The 16657-nt window shown below is 62.7% G+C and carries 14 protein-coding genes and 4 tRNA genes; 16 read left to right on the plus strand and 2 right to left on the minus strand.

What is annotated here, in order from left to right:
* Positions 1-52: 52 nt before the first annotated feature.
* The 16 genes from M2396_RS00840 (at position 53) to M2396_RS00915 (ending at position 14154) form a co-directional block, all read left to right on the plus strand.
* The gene (locus tag M2396_RS00840) at positions 53-673 is read left to right on the plus strand and encodes a phosphoribosylanthranilate isomerase (RefSeq protein ID WP_259072379.1); all 621 of its coding nucleotides are present in this window, start codon (positions 53-55) and stop codon (positions 671-673) included.
* Between the two features lie 238 nt (positions 674-911).
* On the plus strand, positions 912-1811 hold the full coding sequence (gene accD, locus M2396_RS00845) for an acetyl-CoA carboxylase, carboxyltransferase subunit beta (protein ID WP_101321413.1): 900 nt from the start codon (positions 912-914) through the stop codon (positions 1809-1811).
* The gene (gene folC, locus M2396_RS00850; protein ID WP_150570207.1) at positions 1811-3118 is read left to right on the plus strand and encodes a bifunctional tetrahydrofolate synthase/dihydrofolate synthase; all 1308 of its coding nucleotides are present in this window, start codon (positions 1811-1813) and stop codon (positions 3116-3118) included. Before accD ends, folC begins: the two co-directional genes overlap by 1 nt.
* Positions 3102-3752, plus strand: a complete 651-nt coding sequence (locus M2396_RS00855) for an SPOR domain-containing protein (RefSeq protein ID WP_259072382.1) — start codon at positions 3102-3104, stop codon at positions 3750-3752. The genes folC and M2396_RS00855 overlap by 17 nt, the downstream gene beginning before the upstream one ends.
* Before the next feature lie 120 nt (positions 3753-3872).
* Positions 3873-4427, plus strand: a complete 555-nt coding sequence (locus tag M2396_RS00860; protein ID WP_101321407.1) for a CvpA family protein — start codon at positions 3873-3875, stop codon at positions 4425-4427.
* 42 nt (positions 4428-4469) lie between these two features.
* Entirely contained in the window at positions 4470-5975 is a 1506-nt protein-coding gene (gene purF, locus M2396_RS00865; protein ID WP_101321405.1) for an amidophosphoribosyltransferase, read from the plus strand.
* 14 nt (positions 5976-5989) lie between these two features.
* Positions 5990-7201, plus strand: a complete 1212-nt coding sequence (locus M2396_RS00870; protein ID WP_101321403.1) for an O-succinylhomoserine sulfhydrylase — start codon at positions 5990-5992, stop codon at positions 7199-7201.
* Positions 7198-7971 carry an SDR family oxidoreductase gene (locus tag M2396_RS00875; RefSeq protein WP_101321401.1) on the plus strand — a complete coding sequence of 258 codons (774 nt, stop codon included), beginning with the start codon at positions 7198-7200 and terminating at the stop codon, positions 7969-7971. The genes M2396_RS00870 and M2396_RS00875 overlap by 4 nt, the downstream gene beginning before the upstream one ends.
* 137 nt (positions 7972-8108) lie before the next feature.
* Positions 8109-8184: transfer RNA gene (locus tag M2396_RS00880), tRNA-Val, on the plus strand.
* A gap of 78 nt (positions 8185-8262) precedes the next feature.
* Positions 8263-8339 (plus strand) — tRNA-Asp (locus M2396_RS00885).
* 96 nt (positions 8340-8435) lie between these two features.
* Positions 8436-8512 (plus strand) — tRNA-Asp (locus M2396_RS00890).
* A 141-nt stretch (positions 8513-8653) separates the two neighbouring features.
* Positions 8654-8730, plus strand: a tRNA-Asp gene (locus tag M2396_RS00895).
* A gap of 399 nt (positions 8731-9129) precedes the next feature.
* On the plus strand, positions 9130-11187 hold the full coding sequence (locus tag M2396_RS00900; protein ID WP_409035085.1) for an ATP-binding cassette domain-containing protein: 2058 nt from the start codon (positions 9130-9132) through the stop codon (positions 11185-11187).
* A gap of 2 nt (positions 11188-11189) precedes the next feature.
* On the plus strand, positions 11190-12251 hold the full coding sequence (locus M2396_RS00905; protein ID WP_150570236.1) for a glycine betaine ABC transporter substrate-binding protein: 1062 nt from the start codon (positions 11190-11192) through the stop codon (positions 12249-12251).
* Positions 12248-13150 (plus strand): homocysteine S-methyltransferase family protein, encoded by a 903-nt coding sequence (locus M2396_RS00910; protein WP_259072386.1) that lies wholly within the window; start codon positions 12248-12250, stop codon positions 13148-13150. Before M2396_RS00905 ends, M2396_RS00910 begins: the two co-directional genes overlap by 4 nt.
* 152 nt (positions 13151-13302) lie before the next feature.
* Entirely contained in the window at positions 13303-14154 is an 852-nt protein-coding gene (locus tag M2396_RS00915; protein ID WP_150570212.1) for a DUF2242 domain-containing protein, read from the plus strand.
* A gap of 251 nt (positions 14155-14405) precedes the next feature.
* Here M2396_RS00915 and M2396_RS00920 read toward each other — a convergent pair whose 3' ends face one another.
* Together M2396_RS00920 and M2396_RS00925 are read right to left on the minus strand one after the other, a co-directional pair.
* Positions 14406-15446, minus strand: coding sequence for an AraC family transcriptional regulator (locus tag M2396_RS00920; protein WP_150570213.1), 1041 nt, complete (start codon positions 15444-15446; stop codon positions 14406-14408).
* A gap of 4 nt (positions 15447-15450) precedes the next feature.
* Positions 15451-16584, minus strand: a complete 1134-nt coding sequence (locus M2396_RS00925; RefSeq protein ID WP_188036458.1) for a nitrilase-related carbon-nitrogen hydrolase — start codon at positions 16582-16584, stop codon at positions 15451-15453.
* Positions 16585-16657: the final 73 nt, after the last annotated feature.

Raw genomic sequence — 16657 nt, forward strand, 5'->3', positions numbered from 1 at the left:
TCCAGCGTTTGCTACCATCCGCCCCCTATCGATTACCGAGGGTTCGCCGTCCATGAGCAACGTGCGCAGCAAAATCTGCGGGATTACCCGCATCGAGGATGCCCTGGCTGCCGCCGACGCAGGCGCCGATGCCATTGGTCTGGTGTTCTACGCCAAGAGCCCGCGTGCGGTCGACGTGCACCAGGCGCGGGCGATCATCGCCGCGCTGCCGCCGTTCGTGACCACGGTCGGTTTGTTCGTCAATGCCTCACGCTGCGAACTCAACGAGATCCTCGAGGCGGTGCCGTTGGACCTGCTACAGTTCCACGGCGACGAAACCCCGAGCGACTGTGTGGGCTTCAACCGGCCATACATCAAGGCCCTGAGGGTGCGCCCGGGGGATGATCTGGAGGCGGCTTGCCAGCACTACGCGGGTGCCAGCGGAATTCTGCTGGATACGTTCGTCACCGGCGTGCCTGGTGGCACCGGCGAGGCGTTCGACTGGTCGTTGGTGCCGGCGCAGTTAAGCAAGCCGATCATCCTTGCCGGCGGCCTGAGCGCAGACAACGTCGCCCAGGCGATCGCCCAGGTGCAGCCGTATGCGGTGGATGTCAGCGGCGGCGTCGAGCAGGCCAAGGGCATCAAGGACGCGGCCAGGATCGAAGCGTTCATGCGCGCAGTGCGCCAGGCATGAGTGCAGATGTGACGGCTGGCCGCGCGCCATCGTCCATAGCTTTCGCAGCCTGGTGCTGCCCGGCGCGCGCTGTGGCGCAGCCGAACAGATTGAACACGGCCCGGTCGTCCGGCCGGCACCGCACTACCGCGGGCCACGGAACCGAGCTGGTAGCGAATCATTTGAAAAAATTGAGCTCAAGGGCAGGGCTTGGCCGGCGTGACCGGTCCCCGTCCGTCAAATACTGGAGAGACGAAGCATGAGCAACTGGTTAGTCGACAAACTGATCCCTTCGATCATGCGTTCCGAGGTGAAGAAAAGCTCGGTGCCTGAAGGCCTTTGGCACAAGTGCCCGGCCTGCGAGAACGTGCTGTATCGCCCGGAGCTGGAAAAGACCCTCGACGTCTGCCCCAAGTGCAACCACCACATGCGTATCGGTGCCCGTGCGCGCATCGACATCTTCCTCGACGCCGAAGGCCGTGCCGAGCTGGGTGCCGATCTGGAACCGGTCGACCGCCTCAAGTTCCGCGATGGCAAGAAGTACAAGGACCGTCTGGTCGGCGCGCAGAAGCAGACCGGCGAGAAAGACGCCCTGATCTCCATGAGCGGCACCCTGATGGGCATGCCGGTCGTGGTCAGCGCCTTCGAATTCTCGTTCATGGGGGGCTCGATGGGTGCCGTGGTCGGTGAACGCTTCGTGCGTGCTGCCAACTATGCCCTGGAACATCGCTGCCCGATGATCTGCTTCTCCGCTTCCGGCGGTGCGCGCATGCAGGAAGCGCTGATCTCGCTGATGCAGATGGCCAAGACCTCGGCAGTGCTGGCGCGTCTGCGTGAAGAAGGCATCCCGTTCATTTCGGTGCTGACCGACCCGGTTTATGGCGGCGTTTCTGCTTCGCTGGCTATGCTCGGCGACGTGATCGTTGGCGAGCCCAAGGCGCTGATCGGCTTCGCCGGCCCGCGCGTAATCGAGCAGACCGTGCGCGAGAAGCTGCCGGAAGGCTTCCAGCGCAGCGAGTTCCTGCTGGAGCACGGTGCCATCGACCTGATCATCTCCCGTCCTGAACTGCGTCCACGTCTGGCCCGTCTGCTGGCGCAGATGACCGGTCAGCCAACGCCTGCCCAGGCCCTGGTGCAGGAAGTGGCGGCCGTCGCCTGATGAGTCAGCGCACCCTCGGCGAATGGCTCGCCTATCTCGAGCAGTTGCACCCTTCAGCCATCGACATGGGCCTGGAGCGTTCGCAGCAGGTGGCGCAGCGGCTCGGGCTGGGCAAGCTGGCGCCGCGGGTAGTGACGGTTACCGGCACCAACGGCAAGGGCTCGACCTGTGCCTTTGTCGCAGCGTTGCTCAAGGCCCAGGGTCTGCGCGTTGGCGTGTACAGCTCGCCGCACCTGCTGCGCTACAACGAGCGGGTGCGCATCGATGGCGTCGATGCCAGCGATGAGCGCCTGTGCGAGGCGTTTGTCGCCGTCGAGGCTGCACGCGGTGACACCTCCTTGACCTATTTCGAGATGGGCACCCTGGCGGCGTTCTGGCTGTTCGAGCGGTCGGCGCTGGATGCCGTGGTGCTTGAAGTCGGCCTCGGTGGGCGGCTGGATACCGTCAATCTTGTCGATGCCGATCTGGCGCTGGTCACCAGTATCGGCGTCGATCACGTCGAATACCTGGGCGACACGCGAGAGTCGGTGGCGTTCGAGAAGGCGGGCATCTTCCGTCCGGGCAAACCGGCCCTGTGTGGTGATCTCGAGCCGCCGCAGCCGTTGCTGGATAAAGCCCGCGAGCTGGACTGCCCGTTGTTCCTGCGCAGCCGCGATTTTGACCTGAGCCTGGCTGCCGATAGCTGGCACTGGCGGGGGCGGACCCTGGATGGCGCGGCGGTCGAGCTGCATGACCTGCCGTTGCTCGATCTGCCTATGGAAAACGCCGCGCTCGCGTTGCAGGCCTATCTGCTGATGGGGCTGGAGTGGGACGCGGCGCAGGTACGTCAGGCACTGCTGGATACGCGCATGACCGGTCGCCTCGACCGGCGTTCGCTGACTTGGCAGGGTACACCTGTCGAGGTCCTGCTGGATGTCGGCCACAACCCGCATGCGGCCGAGTACCTGGCACGACGGCTGGCTGCCAGGCCACCACTGGGCAAACGCCTGGCGGTGTTCGGCCTGCTCGCCGACAAGGACCTCGACGGCGTGCTCGCGCCGCTGCAGGGGCTGTTCGACAGCTGGGCCGTGGCACCGCTCGACACCCCGCGCAGTCGCCCGGCTGGCGAGCTTGCGCAGGCCTTGACGAACCTTGGTCAGTCGGTGAAGTCTTACCCCAGCGTCGAGGCCGCTTTGCAGGGCCAGTGCGCACACGCGACCGGCGATGATCAGATCGTGCTGTTCGGTTCGTTTTTCTGTGTTGCCCAGGCCTTGCAATGGCTTGCGCAGCAGGCTCCTGAGGGCGGAGTAAATGGCAGTGCTGGATAAGGGAATGAAACAGCGCATGGTCGGTGCGTTGGTGCTGGTTGCACTGGCGGTGATCTTCTTGCCGATGCTGTTCACCCGCGAAGACGAGATGCGCCAGGTCCGGGTCGATGCGCCCGAGGCCCCGGCTATGCCGAGCTTGCCGCAGGTGCAGGTCGAGACGATCCAGGTGCCCGAGCAGCAGTCGATTGTCGAGCAGCCACCGGTGGTGGTCGATGAGTCGACCGCGCCACCGTCCACGCCGAGCCAGCCGATCAGTGCTGCACCGTCGCCAGCGCCGGTAACTGCGCCAGCGCCTGCGCCGAAGGTCGAGAACCGTGCGCCGGTCACCGCGCCAGCCACCGCCAGCGCCGCCGTCACCAAGCCTGCCGCCGCGTCCAAGATCGATAGCAATGGTCTGCCGGTCAGTTGGTCGATCCAGTTGGCCAGTCTGTCCAACCGGGCCGGTGCCGACAACTTGCAAAAGACCCTGCGCAGCCAGGGTTACAACGCCTACATTCGCTCCGCCGATGGCATGAACCGGGTCTACGTCGGGCCGTTGATCGAGCGCGCCGAGGCCGAGCGCCTGCGTGATGTGATCAACCGCCAGCAGAAGCTCAAGGGCTTTGTCACCCGCTTCCAGCCCGAGCGCAACTGAGTCCGGAATGTCGCTTTGCCAGCGTCGCCAGCGCTGGTGAAGCAACACCCTGACATTCCGCTTACTCCCAGCCCGTTGCTCTGGTAAAATGCGCCGCCTCAAACGTATGCAGGCGGCACCGTGGCATTTACCTGGGTTGATTGGGCGATCATCGCTGTTATCGCCGTCTCCACATTGATCAGTTTGACACGCGGCTTCGTCAAGGAAGCCCTGTCGCTGGTCATCTGGATTACCGCGGGTGCGGTTGCCTGGATGTTCGGCGGCTCGTTGGCGCAGTACCTGGAAAGCTACATCCAGACGCCTTCGGCACGGGTCATCGCCGGCTGTACCATTCTTTTTGTCGCCACGCTGATTGTCGGGGCGATGCTCAATTTCCTGATAGGCGAGCTGATCCGCGTGACCGGGCTGTCCGGCACCGATCGCTTTCTGGGCATGGCCTTCGGCGCCGCCCGTGGAGCCCTTTTGGTTGTCGTGGCAGTCGGTCTGCTCAGCCTTGGCCCTGTACAACAGGACCCATGGTGGCAAGAGTCGCGCCTGATACCTCAATTTCTATTGGTCGCTGACTGGTCGAAAAACCTTATCCTGGGTTTCACCAGCCAGTGGATGTCCAGTGGGATCAGCGCACCTGCTGATCTTCCGTTCAAGGAACAGTTGCTGGGGCCATCGCGGCCTTGAGCGCTATTCACTCAAGTTTCATCAAAGTAGGGGTTGCGTCGCATGTGTGGCATCACCGGTATTGTCGGTAAGTCGAACGTCAATCAGGCGCTGTATGATGCGCTTACGGTCCTCCAGCACCGCGGCCAGGATGCTGCCGGTATCGTCACCAGCCATGATGGCCGGTTATTCCTGCGCAAGGACAATGGCCTGGTGCGCGACGTATTCCAGCAGCGGCACATGCAGCGTCTGGTCGGCCACATGGGCATTGGCCACGTGCGCTACCCGACTGCGGGCAGCTCGACCTCGGCCGAGGCCCAGCCGTTCTACGTCAACTCGCCGTACGGCATCACCTTGGCCCACAACGGCAACTTGACCAACGTCGAGCAGCTGGCCAAGGAGATCTACGAGTCCGATCTGCGCCACGTCAACACCAACTCCGATTCGGAAGTGCTGCTCAACGTGTTCGCCCACGAGCTGGCCGTGCGCGGCAAGCTGCAGCCTACCGAAGAAGACGTCTTCGCGGCGGTCTCCCACGTGCACAGCCGCTGTGTTGGTGGTTACGCGGTAGTAGCGATGATCACCGGCTACGGCATCGTCGGCTTCCGTGACCCCAACGGCATTCGCCCGGTGGTGTTCGGCCAGCGTCACACCGACGAGGGCGTGGAGTACATGATCGCCTCCGAAAGCGTCGCCCTCGACGTGCTCGGCTTCACCCTGATCCGTGACCTGGCACCGGGCGAAGCGGTGTACATCACCGAGGAAGGCCAGCTGCACACCAAGCAGTGCGCGCATAACCCAATGCTCAAGCCGTGCATCTTCGAGCACGTCTACCTGGCGCGTCCTGACTCGATCATGGATGGCGTCTCGGTGTACAAGGCGCGGCTGCGCATGGGCGAGAAACTCGCCGACAAGATCATGCGCGAGCGTCCTGAGCATGACATCGACGTGGTTATCCCGATTCCGGACACCAGCCGTACCGCGGCGCTGGAGCTGGCCAACCGTCTGGGCGTGAAGTTCCGCGAAGGCTTCGTCAAGAACCGCTACATCGGCCGTACCTTCATCATGCCCGGCCAGGCCGCGCGCAAAAAGTCGGTGCGCCAGAAGCTCAACGCCATCGAGCTGGAATTCCGCGGCAAGAACGTGATGCTCGTCGACGACTCGATCGTGCGCGGTACCACCTGCAAGCAGATCATCCAGATGGCCCGCGAGGCCGGCGCGAAAAACGTCTACTTCTGTTCCGCTGCCCCGGCAGTGCGTTACCCCAACGTCTACGGCATCGACATGCCGAGTGTCCACGAACTGATCGCCCACAACCGTACCACCGACCAGGTGGCCGAGTTGATCGGCGCCGACTGGCTGATCTATCAGGACTTGCCAGACCTGATCGATTCGGTCGGTGGCGGCAAGATCAAGATCGAGCATTTCGACTGCGCAGTGTTCGACGGTGAATACGTCACCGGCGACATCGACGACGCCTACCTGGACCGTATCGAGCAAAATCGCAACGATGCGGCGAAGGTCAAGACTCAGGCTGTCAGCGCGATCATCGACCTCTACAACAACTGATTGGGAGTGACGGCATGACGGATCAATGGGATGCCGGGCGACTGGACAGCGACCTCGAGGGTGTCGCTTTCGACACCCTGGCGGTGCGCGCCGGTCAATACCGCACGCCGGAGGCTGAGCACAGCGACGCGCTGTTCTTCACCTCCAGCTACGTGTTCCGCACGGCTGCCGATGCAGCTGCGCGGTTTGCCGGTGAAACACCGGGCAACGTCTATTCGCGCTATACCAACCCGACCGTGCGCGCCTTTGAAGAGCGTCTGGCGGCCCTGGAAGGCGCCGAACAGGCAGTCGGCACCTCTACCGGCATGTCGGCGATCCTGTCGACGGTGATGGCGCTGTGCAGCGCTGGTGATCATGTGCTGGTCTCGCAAAGCGTGTTCGGCTCGACCATCAGCCTGTTCGAGAAGTACTTCAAGCGCTTTGGCGTCGAGGTGGACTACGTGCCACTGGCCGAGCTCAGCGGTTGGGAGCAGGGCATCAAGGCCAACACCAAGCTGCTGTTCGTCGAGTCGCCGTCCAACCCGCTGGCCGAGCTTGTCGATATTGCCGCGCTGGCCGAGATCGCCCATGCCCGCGGTGCGCTGCTGGTGGTCGACAACTGCTTCAGCACCCCAGCGCTGCAGCAACCGCTGAAGCTGGGTGCCGACATCGTCGTGCATTCGGCAACCAAGTTCATCGATGGCCAAGGCCGTTGCATGGGTGGTGCGGTGGCCGGGCGTAGTGAGCAGATGAAGGAAGTGGTGGGCTTTCTGCGTACCGCAGGGCCTACCCTCAGCCCGTTCAACGCCTGGGTCTTCCTCAAAGGCCTGGAGACGCTCAAGCTGCGTATGCGCGCCCATTGCGAGAGTGCCAAGGCGCTGGCGCAGTGGCTTGAGCAGCAGGATGGGGTAGAGAAAGTCCACTACGCTGGCCTCGCCAGCCACCCGCAGCACGAACTGGCCAAACGGCAGATGAGTGACTTCGGTGCGGTGGTGAGCTTTGAGGTCAGAGGCGGCAAAGACGGCGCCTGGCGCTTCATCGATGCCACCCGTTTGCTCTCGATCACGGCCAACCTGGGTGACAGCAAGACCACCATCACCCACCCGGCGACCACTTCCCACGGCCGTCTGTCGCCGCAGGAGCGTGAGGCGGCGGGTATCCGCGACAGCCTGATCCGCATTGCGGTTGGCCTGGAAGACGTTGCCGACCTGCAAGCCGACCTGGCGCGTGGGCTGGCAGCGCTGTGATCGACTGGAAGGGCGGCGAGCCCGATCATAACGGTCGGGTCGCCCTGGTTACCGGTGCCGCCCGCGGCATCGGCCTGGGCATTGCCGCCTGGCTGATCTGTGAGGGCTGGCAAGTGGTCCTCAGCGACCTTGACCGCCCGCGCGGTGCCAAGGTGGCCAAGGCCCTGGGCGACAATGCCTGGTTCATCACCATGGACGTTGCCGATGAAGCCCAGGTCAGTGCCGGGGTGTCCGAGGTGCTTGGCCAATTTGGTCGCCTCGATGCGCTGGTGTGCAACGCCGCCATCGCCAACCCGCACAACCATACCCTCGAGAGTTTGAGCCTGAGCCAGTGGAACCGGGTGCTGGCGGTCAATCTGAATGGCCCGATGCTGCTGGCCAAGCACTGTGCGCCGTATCTACGTGCCCATGGCGGCGCCATCGTCAACTTGACCTCGACCCGTGCACGCCAATCCGAGCCTGATACCGAGGCTTATGCGGCGAGCAAGGGCGGGCTGCTGGCGCTGACCCACGCCCTGGCCATGAGCCTGGGCCCGGAGATTCGCGTCAATGCGGTGAGCCCGGGCTGGATCGACGCACGTGACCCGTCCCAGCGCAGGGCTGAGCCGTTGACCGATGCCGACCACGCCCAGCATCCGACCGGCAGGGTAGGGACAGTGGAAGACGTCGCGGCGCTGGTGGCGTGGTTACTGTCGCGTCAGGCCGGGTTCGTTACCGGCCAGGAATTTGTAGTGGACGGCGGCATGAGCCGGAAGATGATCTATACCTGATCCGTTTTGCCCTTTTTGAAAAAAAATTCAATGGGGGTATTGACTTAGCATCGGTACCTGCGTAAATTTCGCGGCCTCAGCGAAGTAAACGTAACAAGCAAGGCTAGGTAAAACTAGGCAACACTTGAAGCGAATATGGGTGATTAGCTCAGCCGGGAGAGCATCTGCCTTACAAGCAGAGGGTCGGCGGTTCGATCCCGTCATCACCCACCACTTTCTGAGATGTTCCTGGCTGGTCAGCTTCGCAAGAAGCAAATCGGTAGAGAGGAACAGGACGCAAGTCCACTATGCGCAGCGGTAGTTCAGTCGGTTAGAATACCGGCCTGTCACGCCGGGGGTCGCGGGTTCGAGTCCCGTCCGCTGCGCCACTTTTCTCCAGATGGGTGCTTGTCACCGGTCTGAGGTTCAAAGGCCAAGCCTTTGTGCCAGACCCAGTTTCAATCGGGCGCAAGCCTGAACGATACGCAGCGGTAGTTCAGTCGGTTAGAATACCGGCCTGTCACGCCGGGGGTCGCGGGTTCGAGTCCCGTCCGCTGCGCCATCTTCGCCTCGAGGCCCTTTGAACGCCTCGAAGCAACACAAAAGAAGCGATCACGTTATCGCTTTTTTTGTGCCTGAACCGCCAGCACAGGTTGCTGTAGGTCAGATCCCAGTTTCAAACAGGCGCAAGCCTGAATGATACGCAGCGGTAGTTCAGTCGGTTAGAATACCGGCCTGTCACGCCGGGGGTCGCGGGTTCGAGTCCCGTCCGCTGCGCCATCTTCGCTTCGAGGCCCCTTGAACGCCTTGAAGCACACAGAGAAAGCGACCTTCGGGTCGCTTTTTTTGTTTCCAGCAGTTATCCCTCTTCATCGACGGTATCCACTCAGCGATAGAAGTGTGACGCTTGCTCAGGCGTGCCTGCGTGCTGAAGCATGCCGACGCTCCTCGTGACTACGACGCACACGACTAAGCTAATTCTAAAAAAGTATTTATTTTGCTTTTTTAAGATCGTTTAGCTTTAACCCAACCCCAACGCCTTGCTGTCCAGTCAGGCGTTGTCCAGGCGTCGGGCTGAAGCAATGTCCCACTGACGCCCGCTTTTTTTTCGTCAGCCTGTGAGCCGGTTTTGGCCCAGCTGATCTGTCGGGAGTCGTCGTGACAGTCATCCAATCGCCGCTGGCGCCAGTGTATGAGTCAGAGCTTGATCTCAATGTTTCCGAGCAGGACGACTGCGACGTGGTGCTTGAACTTCGCTCGGTGACCAAGCGCTACTTGCGTGGCAAGGGCACGCCATCGCTGCCTGCGGTCAATGACGTCAGTCTCAAGGTGCGCCGCGGCGAGGTCCTGTGCCTGATGGGCACCTCTGGCAGCGGTAAATCGACCCTGCTGCGTCACATCAACCGTCTGATCAAGCCGAGCCAAGGTGAAGTGCTCATCGACGGCCAGGCCCTCAGTGGCTTGAGCAACAGCGCGCTGCGGGTACTCAGGTCACGACGCATCGGCATGGTGTTCCAGCACTTTGGTCTCCTGCCCCATCGCACCGTGCTCGACAATGTAGCATTGCCGCTGGAGTTGAGCGGTGAAGCCGAGGGCGCTCGGCATGCGGCAGCTGCCGTGCAGCTCAAAGCGGTCGGGCTTGAGGGCTGGGGCGAGCATTATCCGCATGAGCTTTCCGGAGGTATGCAACAGCGGGTTGGTCTGGCCAGGGCTCTGGTGTCGGAGCCGGACATCCTGTTGATGGACGAGCCGTTCAGCGCGTTGGACCCCACTATTCGCCGAGACCTGCAGCTGCACTTTATGAGCCTGGTCCGTGAGCGTGGCATCACCACCTTGCTGGTGACCCATGATCCTGCTGAGGCGTTGCGGCTGGCCGACCGTATAGCAGTCATGCGCGGCGGGCGACTGGTGCAATTGGCCGCACCGCAGACGTTGCTCGAGCAGCCGGCTGACAGCGAAGTGGCGGATTTCTTCCGCGACTGCCAGCCCGCTTCGACCCCGCCGGCTGCGGCGAGCAGGTCAACCCAGACCGCCTTGCCAGCAGAGCGCCGGGCGCAGCCGGGCAGCACCGCCTTGCCTTGGTGGCAAGCAGCGCTGCTGGGGCCAGCCGCGTTAGCGGCGCGCGGCAAAGGCGCAGCCTTCTGGGGCACGTTTGGGGTCGAGCTAGCCGCGCTGGTCGGGCTGGCGCAGTCGACTGCCGGGTGGCTGAGCATTCTCGCGCTGCTGGCACTGCTGGCAAGCCGCCTGACTGCGGTCAGGCTGAGCCGTCATGCGGGTGCAAGCGAAGGTACTGGCTGGCTACTGCCGCTGGCCTTGGTGGTTGTCTGCCAGGCGCTGGTGCTATGGCGTGTGGCGGCACCAGAGCCAAGCCACGCGTTGCTGCAGTTTCCGGTCAACCGCCAGTTGCTGCTGGTAACCGCACAAGCGATCGACGACTTTATCGGTTGGTCGCAGGTCACCTTTGAGGGTGCATTCGTTGGTGTGATCGTGGCCGTGCGCACGGTGATCGAGGGTGTCGAAAACCTGTTGGGCTGGTTGCCATGGCCGGTTGCGGCACTGACGCTGGTGTACCTTGCCTGGCGCTCGGCTGGCTGGGGGCTGGCGTTCACCAGCGCCGCCGCCTTGGCGTATATCGGCGTGTTCGGCTTCTGGGACCACACCATTGCCACGCTCGCGCTGGTCGGCTCCTCGGTGCTGATTGCCCTGGTCATCGGCGTCCCCAGCGGGATCTTGTTGGCTAAACGGCCACTGCTGCGGCGGCTGATGACACCGTTGCTGGATGTCATGCAGACCTTGCCGACGTTTGTCTATCTGATCCCTGCCGTGGCGTTTTTTTCGGTCGGCAAGACGCCTGCGGTGATTGCTACTGTGATTTTTGCGCTGGCGCCGATGATTCGCCTGACCTCGCTGGGCATTCAGGAAGTCCCCAAGGATGCCCTCGAAGCCGCCGTCGCCCATGGCGCCAGCCCCTGGCAGACGCTGTGCAAGGTGGAGCTGCCGCTGGCTCGGCGTTCGCTGCTGCTGGGGATAAATCAAACCATTGTCATGAGCCTGTCGATGGTGGTGGTCGCTGCCTTGATCGGCGCCGGCGGCCTGGGTTACGACGTCATGACTGCGCTGCGCAACATCAAAGGCGGCGAGGGCGTGCTTGCGGGTATCGCGATTGTCGTGTGCGCGCTGATCCCTGATCGGATCATTCAATCGAGCCTGCGCAAGCAAGGCCAACTCTACCAGTGAAAGTGAGACTTACCGTGAACCCATCTTTATCGCGTAGCCTCGGCGCGCTGGCTGTACTGGCCGCCGTTATCGGTTCGAACACGGCGTTGGCCAAGGACAAGATCGTCATTGGCGAACAGAACTGGACTGGCGCAGTCGCCATTCAGTACATCCTCGGTGAAGTGCTGCAGAGCCGCCTCGACGCCGACGTCTCCTACCTGGCGGGGGACGTCCCGGTGCTGCTCAGTGCAGCGTCGAAAGGCGATGGTTCGGTAGACGTGCTGACCGACATCTGGATGCCCAACCAATCCGCTGCCTGGGCGAAATATGTCAGCGGTGCCAACCCTTCGCTGTTTCCGAACAAACAACCGTACACCGGCGAGCAAGGCTTTTACATCCCCGGCTATCTGCAGGACAAATACGGGGTGAAATCCGTGTATGACCTGAAGAAGCCGGAAGTCGCCGAGCTCTTCCAGCCACCGGGCGGGGGCAAGGCACAGTTGCTGGTCGGGCCAGCGGGCTGGGAGTCAACCTACATCGGTGAGATCAAGGCCAAGGATTACCAGTTTGCCGATAAATTCGAGTCGATCTCCACCGAGGCAGCGGTCACCTATTCCAGGCTGGCGGCAGCTTACAAAGCAGGGCGAGGCGTGGTGTTCTATGCCTATACCCCGGACTGGATATTCTCCGCCTTCGACCTGCGCCGATTGCAGGAGCCGGCATTCGATGGGTATGCCCAGGACAACAAGAAGGGGGATCCGTTGTACAAGGCTGACGGCTGCTGGAAGTTCATCAGCCCTACAGTTGACCCTGACTGGCTCAATAAAAGCCAGATCACTTGCGCGTACCCGGATGCCAAGGTTTACGTGTTGTCGTCGGTCGCCCTGCAAAAGCGTGCACCGAAAATTGCCGCGTTTCTGCAAAACGTCGCTATCGAACCTGCGCAGCTCAATGACCTGATTCTCAAGATCGAAAAGGAAAAGCAGCCGGCTGAAATTGCAGCCAAGGCGTGGGTCAAGGCTAACCCTGCCATCATTGCTCGTTGGCTGGGCGAGCCTCAACAGACCGTGAGTGCCAACCAATGAGTGCAGCCACTGTTCGTTTGTTGGATGGCGGCATGGGCCGTGAGCTGCAGCGCATCGGCGCACCGTTCAGGCAGCCGGAGTGGTCGGCGCTGGCATTGATTGAAGCGCCCGAGTTCGTGCTGCAGGCGCATCGCTCGTTCATCGCCGCTGGCGCCAGGATCATCAGCACCAACAGCTATGCCGTGGTGCCGTTTCACCTCGGTGAAGAGCGCTTTGCCGAGCATGCTCAGACGTTGGCCGAGAGGGCAGGGCGCCTTGCCCGCGAGGCTGCCGATGAGTCTCCCGCGCCAGTCACGGTGGCTGGCTCATTGCCGCCGGCGCTGGGATCTTACCGCCCGGATTTGTTCGATCATGCACGCAGTGTCGCCATTCACCGGCAACTGATTGCTGGCTTGCGCGAGCGGGTTGATGTCTGGCTGGCGGAAACACAAAGCTCTGTCGCCGAAGCTCGCGCCGTGGCCGAGGCGCTGGGTGCGCAGCCGAAGCCACTGTGGTTGTCCTTTACCTTGCTGGACGAGGTCGCCGGGGCCCCGCGCTTGCGCTCAGGTGAGGCGGTGGCTGAGGCCGTGCGTGTGGCGGCGGAGCTGGGCGCGGCCGTGGTGTTGTTCAACTGCAGCCAGCCAGAGGTGATGGCTGCGGCATTGCATGAAGCGCGCGTGGTCATCCAGCGCCTCGGTCAGGCCATCGAGCTTGGGGTGTATGCCAATGCGTTTCCTCCAGTCAGCGCGGCGGCCAAGGCCAATAGTACCTTGCTCGAGATTCGTGATGATCTGACCCCTCAGGCATATCTGCAGTGGGCAAGTAGCTGGGTGGCCGCTGGCGCCAGCATCGTTGGCGGTTGCTGCGGGATCGGGCCGGAGCACATCGAGCGGTTGCATACACACCTGTCGGCAGGGTGATCGCGTCTTGCTATCTTGCTCACAGTGCCCCTATCACCGTGTTGAGGCAGCCCAGCTTTAGCCAAAGCTGACAGCCTCTTCACAGATCAACGGTTTAAGTCAGCGGGTATGTGTTGCACAATAGGCGCCATTCGACCAATCCGGTATTCATGATGTCCAGATCATCCGTCTTCGGTGCGCTCGGGCTGGCCCTTGTGCTGGCGGGCGTATCCGGTTGCTCCTCGAAAAAACCTGCGGTCTACGAGCACGAGAACTTCGATGACTCGGGCACCTACTCGCGCAGCTTCCCGGTCAGTGACGCCGGCTCCTGCGAAGCGGCCCGGCGCGCGTTGCTCAGCCAGGGCTATATCATCACCAGCACGGGCGACAACCAGATCGCCGGCAACAAGAGCTTTCAGCAGAACAGCGACAACCATCTGCAGATCAGCTTCAGCGTCACCTGTGCGCCCGACAGCAGCGATGACCAGCGTTCGACGATGTTCGCAAACGCCCTGCAGGATCGTTACGCGCTGAAAAAGTCCAATACCTCGGCCAGCCTTGGTGTAGGGATTCTCGGTTCGGTGTCGATGCCAATCGGTTCGAGCGATGATTCGATGGTCAAGGTGGCCAGCGAAACCGTCACGGCGCCGCAGTTCTATGAGCGCTACTTCGCGCTGGTCGAGAGCTTCCTGCCCAAGCCCAAACCGAAGAAGGCGAAAAAGGCTGAAGCCAAGGTCGAGGCGCCGAAGGCTGAACAGCCAGCGCCAGATCTGGGCCTGCCGGAGCAAGCGCCAGCGCCGGCTGCATTGGCTCCGGCTGCAGCGGTCGCGCCGGCAGCGGCCCCAGCGGCTCCCGAAGCACCTGTAGTCGCCCCAGCGGCCGTTGCTCCCGTCAGCGAGGCACCTGCCGCGCCGCTGGTAGACGACAGCCGCAGCTCGCAGCCGATCGCGCCACCCAACGAGGCTTCGCCGATCCAGGTGCAGCAGGAGGCTCCGGCCAGCGAGGCTGCTCCAGCCTCGATGTAAATGGCCTCTGCAAGGCCTCGATCGGCCTTGCAGTTTGTTGTTACAGCTTGCCAGGCTAATCCTTCGAACCCCTGCTACGTTTATCACTCATAAGCTTGTCATCAATGCGTCATGCGCCCGCTTTAGCGTGGCGACATGAGCCAACATCATGAGTGAAGAGGAAGCAGGGCGATGGACGACTATCAGGAAGAGCTGCTCGAATATCAGGCCTATGAACTGGACGCCCCCGAACCAGACGACGCCACCGAGCTCTAACCGGTGCGCCGTTGATTACGCCGGAACTCCCCCGGCGTAAGCCCGGTCCAGCGCTTGAACGCACGTTGAAAGGCTTCTGCTGAAGCAAACCCCAACAGATAGGCAATCTCGCCGAAGGCCAGCTCCGTGTCGCGGATGTAGGTCTCGGCAAGATCCTGGCGGGTGTCGTTGAGCAGGCTGCGAAAGCGCGTGCCTTCTTCGGCAAGCTTGCGGCGCAGGGTCCAGGTCGGCAATTGCAAATGGCGGGCGACTTCCTCCAGGTCAGGCTCGCGCCCGCCGTTAAGCAGCGGCCCGAGCAGATGCGTGATGCGCTCGCCAAGGCTGCGTACACGGGTGTGCTGGGCGAGCTCCACTTCACATAGCTGGAGCAGCTGCTGCCAGGTGCTGGGGCAGTGCTGCGGGTTGGCCTGCTCAAGCGTGGCCCGGCTCAGGCGCAGCTGATTACCTTCGGCCGCGAAGTGTATCGGCGTGGCACAAAGTGCCTGATAGCCCGCTGCGTAGCTTGGCGCTGCAAATTCGATCTCCATTCGCTCTGCCTGCACCGGCTGCCCCGCCAGCTGGCCTAACTGCGCAAGCCAGCCCGACAGCAGCGAGTCGACCACGAAACGGTTGTAGTCGTTGTAGGGGCTGATCGAATAGAAGCGCAGCCAGGCGCCTTGCGTGTCTTCGACAAACACCGAGCTGCCGCGGTAGTTGGCCGCATAGAGCGGCTCGAAGCGCAGCAAGGTGCGGGCAGCTTCGCCGAGCGTCGGTGCTTGAGCTGCGGTGACTCCGGCCAAACCTGTCTGTGCCAGCCGGCTCAGGCTGCCCATGCGCAGGCCCAACGCTGGCTCGCCGCTGAGCTTGATTGCTGCATGGCCCAGGTGCATGTAGCGCGGTATCGACAAGCGCGCGCCGGGCTGGGCGAGGCGGCTGCTGGTAAGGCCGTAACGCTCGAGCAACGGCGTAGGGTCATGCCCCAGCTGTTGCAGGGCCTCGGCCAGAGGCTGGACGAACCCTACAGTCAATTCACCGAGGCGCACACGCGGCCTGGGCATGGCCTTACAACCACACGTTTAGCAGGCGGGCGCCATGCTGCGAGGTGCCGGCCAACTGGCCGCCAGCGTGGTTGGCAAAGCCTTGACCGTCAGCGCCAAGTTCCCAGAATTGGCCACGCATGAACACGCTGATGCTGGTCAGGCCGGGATTGGCGGCCAGGGTCAGTTGCCGCCAGGCCTGTTGTTCGCTGACTTGACCACGCTGCAGTGGCAGCTCGGCGGCGGCATCCTGATGGCGATTACCGCGCCAGGGTGCGTCCCAGCTGTGCTTGCCACTGAGAAATACCGGGTTGGCGATCAGCTGTGCGGACTGCTGCGCTAGCTGCTGATAATTTTCCGGGTACCAGCTGTCACTGCCGATCAACACGCCAAGGCGTCCAGCTGGGGTCGAAACGACGTGCAGGGGCTGCTCGCGACCGTCTTGCCCGCGACCGTCCTGAATGTACCGGCGTACTTCGCTGTCGGCAAACTGCTGGCGTTGCGGCTGACCGAGCACACTGCCATCGCCGGCGAATACCAAGCTGCTGTTGAACAGTGGGCCGCTGCCGGCGTGCAGCACGCCGTTCTCCACATAGGGCGCGGGCAAGACAATCGAGCCGGCCACCAGGGTCACGCCAAATTCCTTTGCCAGGCCGCTGAACAGGGCCTGATAGTCGGCGGCCATCTGCGCCGCCTTCATGCGCAGATGCGCATCGGCGCGGCGGTCGTCGCCGGTCGCCCAAAGCATTGCCAGGCCGTAGCGCAGCGGGTTACTCAGCTCAAGCCATTGCTCGGCCTCGCGCCGCTGGGTCACTTGATACAGCTCGTTTTTTTCACCGCGCGCCCACAGCCAGGTGCCGATGTGCTCAGGCAATACCACCACCGTGCGCGCATTCACCAGCCCCTGCTCGCGGGCCTGCTGCAGGTAGGCGGCAAGCTTGAGTCGCAGCCGTTGCAGGTTTTGATAGTCGCTGGGGTAGAGCAGCGGCTCGATGCCGAGCAGGTTGCCGCGCTCGCCAGGGCTACCCTGATTGAGCGCCAGCTCGATACGCAGGTCAGACAGGTAGTGGCCTTCAGGGCGCTGTTGCGTCCAGAAACCATAGCCACACAACGCGGCGATCATTACCAGCGCCAGGGCGCTTGCGAGAAGTTTGCGCATGAACCGCTGCGGCACCATCGAATGTAAGGAGCCCTAGGGTAGACCTGCTGTGCAGCAGGATCAATAAGTTGTC

This window comes from Pseudomonas sp. BIGb0278 (assembly GCF_024809895.1).
GTDB classification, from domain to species: domain Bacteria; phylum Pseudomonadota; class Gammaproteobacteria; order Pseudomonadales; family Pseudomonadaceae; genus Aquipseudomonas; species Aquipseudomonas shirazensis.